This window comes from Mesorhizobium sp. M7A.F.Ca.CA.002.04.1.1 (assembly GCF_004022805.1).
Taxonomy (GTDB): Bacteria; Pseudomonadota; Alphaproteobacteria; order Rhizobiales; family Rhizobiaceae; genus Mesorhizobium; species Mesorhizobium ciceri.
The window spans coordinates 1-11,427 of record NZ_RZPL01000094.1; the positions used below are offsets into that span (position 1 = coordinate 1).

Genomic DNA, 11,427 nt, shown 5'->3' on the forward strand with positions numbered 1-11,427 from the left:
GGAGCAACCGGCCGGTGCCGCGCCGGCGATTGATGCCCCCACCCCGGCTGCTCCCACGGCCCCAGCGCCGATTGCGCCGGCGCCCGCCGCACCGGCAGTCGCTCCGCCGGCCACGATGGCGCCTTCGCAGCCAGGCACCCAGCCGAACACAGCCGCGCCAGCCGAGGCCGGACCTTCGACGGCGATGGAATTGACCTTGCCGCATGACCTGTCGCCATGGGGCATGTTCATGGCGGCCGATATCGTCGTCAAGGCGGTGATGATCGGGCTGGCCTTTGCCTCCCTCGTCACCTGGACGATATGGCTGGCCAAGTCGCTGGAGCTTTTCGGCGGCAAGCTGCGCATCCGTCGCGCCGTGCGGGCGATCGGCGAGGCCGCCACGCTGAAGCAGGCCGGCAGTACCCTCGACCGCAGCGGCGGCCCGGGCGCGCTGCTGGTGCGGGCGGCCGAGGAGGAGACCGCACTCTCAGCCGGCGCCCTCGATCATGTCTCAGGCGATGGCCTCAAGGAACGGGTTACGTCGCGCCTGTCGCGCATCGAGGCGGCGGCGGCGCGGCGCATGTCACGCGGCACCGGCGTGCTGGCGACGATCGGCTCGACCGCGCCCTTCGTCGGCCTGTTCGGCACGGTCTGGGGCATCATGAACGCCTTCATCGGCATCTCGCAGGCGCAGACCACCAATCTCGCCGTGGTCGCGCCGGGCATCGCCGAAGCGCTGCTGGCCACCGCGATGGGCCTGGTCGCGGCCATACCGGCCGTCGTCATCTACAACGTCTTCGCCCGCTCGATAGCCGGCTATCGGCAGATCCTCGCCGATGCCTCGGCAGGGGTCGAACGACTGGTCAGCCGCGACCTCGACTTCCGCACCGTCGCGCCGGCCGCGCCACTGGCGGCGGAGTAGCGCCATGGGAAGCAGAATCCGACAGACCATGGATGACGATCTCGAGGAAAGCCACGAGATCAACGTCACCCCGTTCATCGATGTCATCCTGGTGTTGTTGATTATCTTCATGGTCGCGGCACCGCTGGCCACGGTGGATGTCAATGTCGACCTGCCGGGTTCGACCGCAACGCCCGCGCCGAGGCCCGAGACACCGCTGTTCCTGACGCTGAAGGACGATCTGACGCTGGCGATCGGCAATGACGGCGTGCCACGCCCGGCTTTCGCCGCGACGCTGGACGCCAAGACCAAGGGCGACAAGCAGACGCGCATCTTCCTGCGCGCCGACAAGGCGGTCGCCTATGGCGACCTGATGGAGGCGATGAACCTGTTGCGCGGTGCCGGCTATCTGAAGATCGCGCTGGTCGGCCTGGAGACGGCTCCCGCGTCCAATGCCCCCGCGCCCACAGCCACCCGTGCGGCGGCGCCATGACGCAAGCGGTCGCCGTGCCCTCGGTCCAGATGTCGCGCTTCGGCTGGCGCGACCTTGGCTTGTGGGCCGGTGCTGCCGCGCTGGTCCTCGGAGCCCATGTCGCGGTCGCCTATGCAGTGCAGAATCTCACCATGGTCACCGAAGCGGACGGCGGTCCGCCACCGGCCCAGGTGATCGAGATGGCGCCGATGGTGGTGATGCCGGCCGTACAAGAACAGGTCGCCGCGCTGGACGCGGTGACGCCAGATCAGACCGAACCGACACCGACGATCGAGCCGACACCTGAAGAACCGGTCGAAAAGGCGAAGCCGGTTGTCGAGCCACCGGAAGCGGTCGCGCCCGACGAGGCCGAACCCAACCGGACCGAAACGGCTGAACAGGCCGATCAGCCGCCGCCGGATGAGGTCATCCCGGATGTTGTCGAGGCTGTCACGCCAGACGTCGTCATTCCCTTGCCGCAGCCGAAACCGGTCGAAATTGTCAAAGACAAGAAACCGGTCGAGGCCAAGGCGAAAAAACCTGTCGAGAAGCCCAAGCCGCGGCTTAAGAAGGAGAAGGCGGCTCCGCCGAAGACGGCAACCGTCGCCAGCGCCGACGCACGGCCCGCGGCCAGGACCGCCGCGCCGAAGGCAGCGGAATCGACGTCGCGCTCCGGCGACTCCAGCAAATGGGACTCCCGTCTGGGCGCCTGGATCAAGCGGCACACGCGCTATCCCAGTTCTGCCAAGGCCCGAGGCGTGGAAGGCAGGCCGTATGTCGCCTTCACGGTCGACTCGTCCGGCCGGGTCCGGTCTGCCAGGCTCTCTCGTTCCTCAGGGGATGCGGATCTGGACCGTGCGGCGCTCGCCGTGCTGCAAGGCGCCACGGTGCCGGCACCGCCGCCGGAACTCGGTTCGCGTCTGAGCCGTACAGCGCCGTTCGTGTTCAGCCTGCGCAACTAGGACCGAATTTGATCGAAGCGGCCTGTCAGTAGGCCAGCGACAGGCTCAGGGCCTCGACCTGTTCGAGATAGAAACGGCATTTCGTGCGCAACAGCCCGAGGCTCGGGTCATCGGCTCCGTTGATCTCGATGGTCTGCATCATGAAGTCGAAATGGGCGTGGAAGGCGTCCACTGTACCCCAGAGACTGTCGGCCTGGCAGCTGTCGGCAATCGCCATCGAGACGAGTTGGCGGGCCTCGATCCGCGCGGCGTCAGGCGATGGCGGTCGCCTGGCGATCAAGACGTCGAGCCGACTGAAAATGCTTTCCCTGGCATCGACGCTTCTGATGTTGGCTATCATGTTCATGTGCAGGTCCCCCTTGGCATTCCAGGCGCGCAATAGGCTCCGGTCTGGAATTGCCTGAAAGCTGGTGATCAGAGCGGTTCAGCGGCGCTGAACCACTAAGCGCGTGGCGTTTGGGCGGGCGACTTGCATCAAGCCTGAGCGACCGGATGCCGGTCCTGCGGGCAGGATGCAATCAGGGTCGGGATCGCGGTTGCATCGGAGGGGTGGCCCCTGATGATGTTGGCGACCTCGGCATCGGCCTGCTCGAACCAGTAGACCATGTCGGCGCGGTGCAGATCCGTCGCGGCTTTCTTCAGCAGCGGCAGCAGGCTTTGCAACGCGCACAGCGTCTCCCAGCGGTTTGGCCGGGAGGTCGAGCCGGCCACCGCGCATGCGGCTGACGATTGCATGTCGCTACGCTCTCCGTGGCTGGGCGGCACGATTGTCTTTTGCCTGCGCCTTGGGGTGCAGCGGGTTGCCGCTGAGCTGCGCATGCCTGGCCGGCCGTGCGCCGCGAAGAACGTCGAAGGCCTCCGCATAGGCCATGCCCAGCAGATAGGAGATCATCGGAAAACGGCTTGATTCGGCCATTTGCACGAGCTCATTGGTCATCGACGAAATATATTGAAGACTATCGATTTCCGACTGGCGTAAGGATTGATTTGGCACGTGCTGCTCCTGTCTCTGGTTATACCCTGGGGAACGCGTTACTGGCCGGACTGCACATTGTTGGTCGACTAATTGATGGATTGGCTCGCGGTGGACGGGTCTCTTTCCGGGGTCGAGAGGGTCAAGGCATAGATCGGTGCGTCGGTGAGACTGTCGAGACCAAGCAGCCGCTTGATGGCGGAATGATTGAGCGCGGCTGTCGGACATGCCGACAGGCCATGATTGGTCGCCGCCAGCATGATATTCTGGCCGATATGGCCGGCCTCGATCAGCACGACACGATAGGCGTTGGCGTCCTCATATTTCCACATCGTGCGATCGAGCCTGGCGCAAAGCAGGATCAGGCACGGCATGCTATCAGCCCACTCCTGTCCGCCGACCAGTTCGGAGATCTTCGGCAGATGGTTCGCGGAAATCCTGCCAAGGTCGTGATCGGCGGCGGAATAATGATAGACACCGGGCTCGAGGCCATCGACGCCGAGCGCGACCACATAGGCCTCATAGGGATTCCGCGCGCCGCCGGAAGGGGTCATGCCAAGCGGCAGGGTGCCAACGCAATTGGCGGTCTCGCCGATGATGCCGAGCCCTGCGAACAGGCAATCGGAAAGCTGTTTGGCTGTGATGGTGGGCTGAGCCGCCGTGCGGTTGGTGCGGCGCCGCGCCATCAAGCTAAGAAGTTCGTTGTCTTCCAGTGCATTCGGCAGCTGGATAGCGCCGGCGGAATTCTTGAGCAGGAGGTCCGGCTGCGGCGTATGGCCGGCGCGTTCTATCTGCCGCTCTTCCGCCTGCTCGATGGTCATGTATTCGCTGTCCTGGACGCAGAAATGCATCAGCGCCGTCGGAAGCCCCCAACTCCATTGTCCTGAAAATTGTTCCTCCTGCTCGGCGAGAGGCGATCCGGCGGTGACCAGGGCGGAAAAATCGAGCAACTGCGGAACGACAGCCTTCAACTCGGACTTCGACCACCCATGGGCGCGGGCAATGTCCGCCGTCGATGCCCATTTGTCCCACGATGCGAGAAGGCCGACCATCTCAGGGCTGCATTCGAAGACGCTTCTGGTCAGGAAGTTGCATGCCGTGACCTTGTTCGGTCCGGGGTAGAAAACGAGCGTTTTCGAAGAGCGCATTTTCATGAAGCTGGATGCCATCTGCGGAGCCGAGGCGCCGACAAGCGAACCGCTCGTCGGCGCAGAACGGCTTCAGCGCTTGTTGTAGTGCATACCCTGCGAAAAGAAGACGGTCTGCGTGCCGGCGGCAATCGTCAGCTTCGGAGCGTTAGTCACTTTCTTGGCCATTTTTATCCCTTTCCTGACCCCCATTTGGGATCCGTTGAAAGACCCCCAGAATGGGATCCGCGTGAAGAAAGGTAAGGTCGGAAGAGTTAATGGTTTGTTAAAATTATAGTAAAACCACGAGCCGAAGACGGACGTGTGGATTATCTTTCCTGGCATTAAAGTGTAAAATATCGATTTTATTCAGATACAGAGTAGACAATCGTTGGCATACGCTTTATCGGCGTACGCTTATTCTTATTTGGCGTAAGACACGGCGATCCGAGGGATTAGCCCAACCCGTCCCGGGTCAGGCTGACAACCAGTTGGTCGACGCCCGCATCGTCGAGGCTGATGACATGCGCCATGCTGATGGCATCCCTTGCCTGGATATTGGCAATGTCGCGCCGCATGATGACGGACACGAATGCCGGGCCGGCCTCCGTCAGAAGCATGGCCTTGCCCATCAGCACCGGTTCGGAGATGGGAGCCCATTGCACGGAGATCAGCGACGGCTCTCCGGTCTGTCGGCGATTGATGCCGCTGAAATAGATCCAGTTCAGCCGCGAGATCGCCACGCCATAGTGATTGCCGCGCGCTCGTGCCCAGGTCGATCCCTGGCGCTCCGACCATCCGGTGACCCTTCGGAAGGTGACCAGTTCGGCTTCGCGCCGCACGAAGGTCACCGAGCGCATCAGGAGGTCGAGGCGGCCCGGGATCGAGAAATAGGTGAAATAGGTGCCGCCCGCGATCGAAGGACTGGGAGGGCGGATCATCTGGTTGAACAGGCTCTCGGAAACCGGCGGCAGGCCACGCATCGCGGGCTCGGGTGCGCCGGGATCCTGGTACAGTTCGGCCTCGTCGATCCGAAAGTAATCGCATATCAGCTTGGCGGTGGCCTTGTTGGGAACGGTCTGCCCTTGCAGGTAGCGTTCGAACTGCGTGCGATTGATGTGCAGCTCACGGCATACCGCACTTACGGAGGCATGGTCCTTGCTCAGCCGTCTAAGATTTGCAGCGAGATTCTCGCGAATTGACACGTCTTTGCTTCCGCGGGCGGGTTTTTCATTTCAACTCGAAATCCATATAGCGTCTCCGGTCGCCCCCGCCGAAACGCCTTGGCCACAACGCACAGAAAAAACTGATTTGGTAACGTCAATTTAGTGGGGCGGTTTGCAAAAAAAACGGAAACAATCGACGAGCGCTTCCGCCATAAGTCCAATTGACAAAAGTCTTGCCGGAGATTGCGAAAACAGGCGGCGCGGCGCGCGGCCTTTTAGGCGCGCCGGCACGGCGAATGCCAGCCGTGGAGGCAAGCCCGGACGAGCGTCGCGGAGTGCATATGGCGCGGAGAGCGAGGAATTAATCCGCTGGTGGAGCTGAGGAGGATCGAACTCCTGACCTCGTCATTGCGAACGACGCGCTCTCCCAGCTGAGCTACAGCCCCGTCCAGCGGATGGGCGCATTTATCGGGCGCTGCGGTTTCCTGTCAAGGCGGAGGTTTGCCGAAATCCAGTGGCTGGCAGCCGTACCGGCGCACCGTGGCAGGCGGCCCTTGCCGGTTTCGCGTGCAATGGCTACATGTCGGCAACAATTGGAGACCGGCATGCTCGCCCTCATTCAGACAATCGTCATGGCGCTCGACCTCTACTGGTGGATCATCATCGCATCGGCGATCTTTTCCTGGCTTTACGCCTTCAACGTCGTCAACTCGCGCAATCAGTTCGTCGGTTCCATCGGCAACATGCTCTATCGGCTGACCGAACCGGCGTTGCGGCCGATCCGCCGTTTCATGCCGGACCTTGGCGGCATCGACATCTCGCCGATCATCCTGCTTCTGATCCTGTTCTTCCTGCGGCAGTTCATATTGACCAGTGTGGCGCCTCTGGTCCTGTGAGCCCGATGATCGTATGAGCGCGCCGTTTCGCCTGCGCGATGATGGTGTCGACGTGTTTGTCCGGCTGACGCCGAAGGCTGCGCTGGACAGGCTCGAAGGCATCGAGACCACGGCGGACGAGCGAAGCCATCTGAAAGCGCGCGTCCGCGCCGTGCCGGAAAACGGCGCCGCCAATCATGCGCTCGAAAAGCTGATTGCCAAGGCGATTGGCGTGCCGGGGTCCGCCGTCTCGGTTGTCGCCGGCGGCACGGCGCGGCTGAAGACCGTGCGCATTGAAGGCGATCCGGAGACGTTGGCGAAAAGCATCGAGGCGCTCGGCCATCAGGCCTGATGTCCTTGCCGGAGGGTCAATCCCCCAGCGGCAAACGCGGATCGTCAACTTTCAACGTGTTGACGCTCTGCTTGATGCGGCGCAGATTTTCCAGAACCCTTGGTCCGCGCGTCTCGGCGACCGAGGTGACGATCATGTCGACGATCGACAGCAGCGCATAGCGCGACGATGTCGGCTTGTAGATATTGCCGTCTTCCAGCGACTGGAAATGGATGACCGTGTCGGCGACCTTGGCGAGCGCGGAGTCCGGCGGGGTGATGGCGATCGTCGTGGCGCCATATTGCTGGGCGACCTGCACCGCATCGATGACCGATCGTGCATAGCCGGAGACGGAGAAGGCGATCAGCGTGGTGTCGGGGGTGGCGACGGCGGCGTACATGCGTTGCAACTGTCCGTCGATTTGCGCCAGCACCGACACGCCAAGCCTGAACAGCCGGTTCTGCATTTCGGTCGCCATCATCGACGAAATGCCACCGGAGCCGATGCACAGCACATTGCCGGAAACCGCGATGCGTGCGGCGACGGCGACCAGCGTCGTCATGTCGAGGTTTTCGCTGGCGCGCTGGATGGCCGATATCGCCGCTTCGGTGATGGCGGAAGCGATGCGCTGTTCGCGGGCATCGCGGCTCAACGGCTCCGGCGACAGATACTGGCCGCCGATGGCGATGGCTTGCGCCAGATAGAATTTGAAGTCGCGCAGGCCCTCGCAGCCGAGGTTGCGGCAGAACCGCGTCACCGTCGGCTCGCTGACACCGACGCGCGCGGCAATTTCCGAAATCGCCGCCTTGGAAACGAAGTCGAGGTCTGCCAGCACGAAGCCGGCCAGCTTGCGATCCGACTTCGTTCCGTCCTGCGACATCAGCTGCAGGCGCGTGATGATGTCGGCCGGCGTCTTCATGCTGATATTTTCATAGAGGCAGGCCCGTCGCCTTGTCGAACAGATGGATGTTGCCGGGATCGACCGAGACCGGCAGCAGGTCTCCCGGCCTGACCGGCACCCTGTCACGGAACACGGCGCGTACCGTATCAGCACCGATAGCGCCATAGACATGTGTTTCGGAGCCGGTGGGCTCAACGACATCCACCCTGATCGCCATCGCGTCGACAGCCTCGCCGATGACAAAATGCTCGGGCCGGATGCCGGCCTCCACCGCGCTGTCCGCCGGCACCTGTTTGCCGGCAAGCGCCAGCCGCCCGCCACCGGCCGATTCGAACCAGGTTTTCTCAAGCGTCGTCTTGAGCGAACCCGAGACGAAACTCATCGACGGCGAGCCGAGGAAGGAGGCGACGAACTTGTTGGCCGGCCTGTCATAAAGCTCCAGCGGCGCCCCGACCTGCTGGATCCTGCCGCGATCCATCACGACGATGCGGTCGGCCATGGTCATAGCCTCGATCTGGTCGTGGGTGACGTAGACGATCGTCGATTTCAGCCGCTGGTGCAGAGCCTTGATCTCGACGCGCATCTGCACGCGCAATTGTGCGTCGAGATTGGACAGGGGTTCGTCAAACAGGAACACAGACGGTTCGCGCACGATGGCGCGGCCCATGGCGACGCGCTGGCGCTGGCCGCCCGACAGCTGGCGGGGATAGCGGTCGAGATAGGAGAAGAGATTGAGGACCCCGGACGCCTTCTTGACCTTCTCATCGATTACCGTGCGCGTCTCGCCGCGTATCTTCGGGCCGAAACCGATATTGTCCGATGCCTTCAGATGCGGAAACAGCGCATAGGACTGGAACACCATGGCGATGTTGCGCTGCTGCGGCGGCAGCGCGTTGGCGCGCACGCCGCCGATCAACAGATCGCCGGAAGTGATCGTCTCCAGGCCGGCGAGCATGCGCAGCAAGGTCGACTTGCCGCAGCCGGACGGGCCGACCAGGACGACGAACTCGCCGCTCTTGATATCGAGGCTGATGTTCTCGAGGATCTTGTGCTGCCCGAAGGATTTCGACAGGTCGCGGAACTCGACGTCGGTCATGCTCACGCTCCCAATATGTCGTCGATGAAGGGCAGGCAACCGGCGGTCAGTCCCGCGTCCACGGGCATCACCACGCCTGTTACTCCCGATGCGCGATCGGACGCAAGGAAAGCGACGGCTTCCGCCACTTCCGCAGCGTTGACGATGCGACCGAGCGGATAGAGCCGCTGCAATTTGCCGAGGATTTCGGGATCCTTGGCAAGGCGGTGGTCCCAGGCGGCGGTGCGGATCGATCCGGGGCAGACGACATTGGCGCGCAGGCCGCTGCGGCCGAGCTCGACGGCGATCGCCTTGGCATAGGCGTTGATGCCGGCCTTGGCCGCGGCATAGGCGGGATTGCCGAAATGCGCGATGGCGTTGACCGAGGAGATGAAGACGACGCTGCCGGAGCCACGGCTGGCCATCGCCTTGACCAGCGGATCGGCGAAATTCATCACGCCGGTCAGGTTGAGGTCGAGTTCCTGCTCAATCCTGTCGGGGTTGAGCGCGGGGAGCGTCTCGGCGCGCGTCCAGCCGGCATTGTTGATGAGAATGTCGGGCACACCGTCCCGGTCGAGGATGGCGGCGATCGCTGTGGCTATCGACGCCTTGTCGAGAAGATCGAAGACGTGGCGGGCGGCAAAAAACGGGCTCTTCAACGCCTCGCTCGACTGGTCGCAGCCTACGACCCTGGCGCCCCTTTGCGCCATCAGCGCCACGATGGCCGTGCCGAGGCCGCCGCCCGCACCCGTCACAACGACAGTCTTGCCCTCGAATTCGGCCCTGCCTTCGAGTTCCGTTTGCGAAACCACCGTGCGTCATCCTCCGGGATCTTCGACAGGTCGGATCAGGCCTAGTCCACAAAATGTAATTAAGCAACAGAATAATCTGCTTGCAAGCCTTCAAATCCACGATAATGTAGGAAAGTAACATAAATCTTCTGCTTGGGTAACGAAGAGGCGCGCAGGCGCAAAAATCAAAATGGGAGAGTTCAAATGAGTCTTGCAAAATGGACTGTCGGCCTGATGGCCGGAATGAGCATGCTGGCAATTGCGGCGCAGGCGGATGCGGGCGAGGTGCGGGTCACCGTGGCCGAGTACAGCGCCAAGACTGGCCCATATTTCGACAGCGTCAAGAAGGAATTCGAGGCGGCGAACCCCGGCATCACGGTCAAGTTCGAAGTGGTGCCGTGGGATGTGCTGCTGCAGAAGCTGACCACCGACATCACCGCCGGCACCAATGCCGATCTGTCGATCATCGGCACGCGCTGGCTGATCGACTTCGTCCAGCAGGATGTCGCCGAGCCGCTCGACGGCTACATCAAGCCCGACTTCAAGGACCGCTTCATCGACACCTTCCTGTCGCCCTCGATCATGGATGGCAAGACCTACGGCCTGCCGATCGCTGCCTCGGCGCGCGCCATGTACTACAACAAGGAGCTGTTCGAGAAGGCCGGCATCGCCAAGCCACCGGCAAACTGGACCGAGCTGCAGGAAGATGCGCGCAAGATCAAGGCTCTGGGGTCCGGCACGTTCGGCTTCGGCCTGCAGGGCAAGGAGATCGAGACCGACGTCTATTACTACTATGCGATGTGGTCCTACGGCACGGAAATCCTCAACAAGGACGGCACTTCGGGCCTGAGCACGCCCGGCGCGCTTGAAGCCGCCAAGCTTTACAAGTCGATGATCGACGAAGGCCTGACCGAACCCGGCGTCACCTCCAACAACCGCGAGGACGTGCAGAACCTGTTCAAGCAGGGCAAGGTCGGCATGATGATCACCGCACCCTTCCTGTCCAACCAGATCAAGGACGAGGCGCCGAACCTGAAATACGGCGTTGCGGCCATTCCCGCCGGACCGACCGGCGCGCGCGGCACCTATGGCGTCACCGATTCCATCATCATGTTCAAGAACTCCAAGAACAAGGACGAGGCCTGGAAGCTGCTCGATTTCCTGTTCACCACGGAGCAGCGTGCCAAGTTCACACAGGGCGAAGGCTTCCTGCCGGTGAACAAGGAAGAGGCCAAGATGGACTACTACGTCAACAATGCCGATCTGGCCGCGTTCACCGCTCTGCTGCCCGACGCCCGCTTCGCGCCGGTCATCCCGGGCTGGGAAGAGGTCGCCCAGATCACGTCGGACGCCATGCAGAAGATCTATCTCGGCGGCGACCCCGAGGCAGGCCTGAAGGACGCGGCGGCCAAGGCCAATGCGGTGCTGAAGAAGTAGGGGGGCAGTGCTGAAGGAATAGGGCGTATCTCCCTGCGCCCGTGGCGCGCCCCAGATTCAGGCGGGGCGCGCCACATCTTGCAGCCTCGAGCAGAAAGATAGTTCGTCGATGTCAACGCCGCCCAGCCAGGCTCCTTTCCTCTCCCACCGGAGGGGGGAGAGGTGGCTCGGCGAAGCCGAGACGGAGTGGGGGAACCACCTGGCAGCCACCGCGAACGGATATAGGAAGAGCACCAGGCGCAAGTCTCGCCTTGCGCCCAAGGGGTCGACCCCCACTCCGTCGAGCTTCGCTCGACACCTCTCCCCCGATCGACGGGGGAGAGGAAAGGGGCCCTTCCGCAACTGCTGCGGAGAACGGACGAGCAGGTGAGGGCAGCGCCGACGGTTGCAAGGAATCCTGAAGCGGTGCCCTGAGAAGAACGAGGCCGGACCAAGTC

At 62.8% G+C, this 11,427-nt stretch carries 14 protein-coding genes and 1 tRNA gene; 6 read left to right on the forward strand and 9 right to left on the reverse strand.

Translation table 11 applies throughout. From position 1 onward, the window contains the following. The 3 genes from exbB to ENZ75_RS07510 all read left to right on the forward strand — a co-directional run. Positions 1 to 901 (forward strand): tonB-system energizer ExbB (exbB, locus tag ENZ75_RS07500; RefSeq protein ID WP_245481134.1); only part of this gene is annotated, 901 nt, incomplete at its 5' end. 4 nt (positions 902 to 905) lie between these two features. Next, positions 906 to 1,373 (forward strand): TonB system transport protein ExbD, encoded by a 468-nt coding sequence (gene exbD / locus ENZ75_RS07505; protein ID WP_063169482.1) that lies wholly within the window; start codon positions 906 to 908, stop codon positions 1,371 to 1,373. Further along, positions 1,370 to 2,314: an energy transducer TonB gene (locus tag ENZ75_RS07510; protein ID WP_063169481.1), complete on the forward strand. Its 945-nt coding sequence runs from the start codon at positions 1,370 to 1,372 to the stop codon at positions 2,312 to 2,314. The genes exbD and ENZ75_RS07510 overlap by 4 nt, the downstream gene beginning before the upstream one ends. A gap of 25 nt (positions 2,315 to 2,339) precedes the next feature. Here the strand turns inward: ENZ75_RS07510 and ENZ75_RS07515 are convergent, their stop codons facing one another. The 6 genes from ENZ75_RS07515 to ENZ75_RS07545 form a co-directional block, all read right to left on the reverse strand. Further along, on the reverse strand, positions 2,340 to 2,660 hold the full coding sequence (locus ENZ75_RS07515; protein ID WP_063170396.1) for a hypothetical protein: 321 nt from the start codon (positions 2,658 to 2,660) through the stop codon (positions 2,340 to 2,342). A 128-nt stretch (positions 2,661 to 2,788) separates the two neighbouring features. Beyond that, positions 2,789 to 3,049, reverse strand: coding sequence for a hypothetical protein (locus tag ENZ75_RS07520; RefSeq protein WP_024504722.1), 261 nt, complete (start codon positions 3,047 to 3,049; stop codon positions 2,789 to 2,791). Between the two features lie 4 nt (positions 3,050 to 3,053). After that, positions 3,054 to 3,308: a hypothetical protein gene (locus ENZ75_RS07525; protein ID WP_024504721.1), complete on the reverse strand. Its 255-nt coding sequence runs from the start codon at positions 3,306 to 3,308 to the stop codon at positions 3,054 to 3,056. 68 nt (positions 3,309 to 3,376) lie between these two features. Beyond that, complete coding sequence (locus ENZ75_RS07530; RefSeq protein WP_245478600.1) at positions 3,377 to 4,435, reverse strand: SagB/ThcOx family dehydrogenase; 1,059 nt, start codon at positions 4,433 to 4,435, stop codon at positions 3,377 to 3,379. A gap of 434 nt (positions 4,436 to 4,869) precedes the next feature. Further along, a complete protein-coding gene (locus ENZ75_RS07540) occupies positions 4,870 to 5,619 on the reverse strand; it encodes a helix-turn-helix transcriptional regulator (RefSeq protein ID WP_024504719.1) in 750 nt (249 codons plus the stop codon). 331 nt (positions 5,620 to 5,950) lie between these two features. Further along, positions 5,951 to 6,026: transfer RNA gene (locus ENZ75_RS07545), tRNA-Ala, on the reverse strand. A gap of 159 nt (positions 6,027 to 6,185) precedes the next feature. Here ENZ75_RS07545 and ENZ75_RS07550 point away from each other — a divergent pair. Together ENZ75_RS07550 and ENZ75_RS07555 are read left to right on the forward strand one after the other, a co-directional pair. After that, the gene (locus ENZ75_RS07550) at positions 6,186 to 6,476 is read left to right on the forward strand and encodes a YggT family protein (RefSeq protein WP_013528977.1); all 291 of its coding nucleotides are present in this window, start codon (positions 6,186 to 6,188) and stop codon (positions 6,474 to 6,476) included. A gap of 13 nt (positions 6,477 to 6,489) precedes the next feature. Beyond that, a complete protein-coding gene (locus ENZ75_RS07555) occupies positions 6,490 to 6,807 on the forward strand; it encodes a DUF167 domain-containing protein (RefSeq protein WP_063169480.1) in 318 nt (105 codons plus the stop codon). A 16-nt stretch (positions 6,808 to 6,823) separates the two neighbouring features. On the opposite strand, the gene ENZ75_RS07560 is transcribed toward ENZ75_RS07555, so the two are convergent. From ENZ75_RS07560 to ENZ75_RS07570, 3 genes are read right to left on the reverse strand one after another with little or no spacing between them, the layout of a single operon-like run. Continuing rightward, entirely contained in the window at positions 6,824 to 7,705 is an 882-nt protein-coding gene (locus ENZ75_RS07560; protein ID WP_013528979.1) for a MurR/RpiR family transcriptional regulator, read from the reverse strand. A 10-nt stretch (positions 7,706 to 7,715) separates the two neighbouring features. Then, the gene (ugpC, locus tag ENZ75_RS07565) at positions 7,716 to 8,783 is read right to left on the reverse strand and encodes a sn-glycerol-3-phosphate ABC transporter ATP-binding protein UgpC (protein ID WP_013528980.1); all 1,068 of its coding nucleotides are present in this window, start codon (positions 8,781 to 8,783) and stop codon (positions 7,716 to 7,718) included. A 2-nt stretch (positions 8,784 to 8,785) separates the two neighbouring features. Beyond that, complete coding sequence (locus ENZ75_RS07570) at positions 8,786 to 9,574, reverse strand: SDR family oxidoreductase (RefSeq protein WP_063169479.1); 789 nt, start codon at positions 9,572 to 9,574, stop codon at positions 8,786 to 8,788. 183 nt (positions 9,575 to 9,757) lie between these two features. Between ENZ75_RS07570 and ENZ75_RS07575 the strand changes: the two genes are divergently transcribed. After that, the gene (locus tag ENZ75_RS07575; protein ID WP_013528982.1) at positions 9,758 to 10,990 is read left to right on the forward strand and encodes a sugar ABC transporter substrate-binding protein; all 1,233 of its coding nucleotides are present in this window, start codon (positions 9,758 to 9,760) and stop codon (positions 10,988 to 10,990) included. Positions 10,991 to 11,427: the final 437 nt, after the last annotated feature.

Bases quoted from the DNA above. Each gene is read 5' to 3' on its own strand.
- exbD (WP_063169482.1), top strand. From the start codon at position 906: ATGGGAAGCAGAATCCGACAGACCATGGATGACGATCTCGAGGAAAGC.
- ENZ75_RS07550 (WP_013528977.1), top strand. From the start codon at position 6,186: ATGCTCGCCCTCATTCAGACAATCGTCATGGCGCTCGACCTCTACTGG.
- ugpC (WP_013528980.1), bottom strand. From the start codon at position 8,783: ATGACCGACGTCGAGTTCCGCGACCTGTCGAAATCCTTCGGGCAGCAC.
- ENZ75_RS07520 (WP_024504722.1), bottom strand. From the start codon at position 3,049: ATGCAATCGTCAGCCGCATGCGCGGTGGCCGGCTCGACCTCCCGGCCA.
- ENZ75_RS07555 (WP_063169480.1), top strand. From the start codon at position 6,490: ATGAGCGCGCCGTTTCGCCTGCGCGATGATGGTGTCGACGTGTTTGTC.
- ENZ75_RS07530 (WP_245478600.1), bottom strand. From the start codon at position 4,435: ATGCGCTCTTCGAAAACGCTCGTTTTCTACCCCGGACCGAACAAGGTC.
- ENZ75_RS07510 (WP_063169481.1), top strand. From the start codon at position 1,370: ATGACGCAAGCGGTCGCCGTGCCCTCGGTCCAGATGTCGCGCTTCGGC.
- ENZ75_RS07515 (WP_063170396.1), bottom strand. From the start codon at position 2,660: ATGAACATGATAGCCAACATCAGAAGCGTCGATGCCAGGGAAAGCATT.
- ENZ75_RS07575 (WP_013528982.1), top strand. From the start codon at position 9,758: ATGAGTCTTGCAAAATGGACTGTCGGCCTGATGGCCGGAATGAGCATG.
- ENZ75_RS07560 (WP_013528979.1), bottom strand. From the start codon at position 7,705: ATGAAGACGCCGGCCGACATCATCACGCGCCTGCAGCTGATGTCGCAG.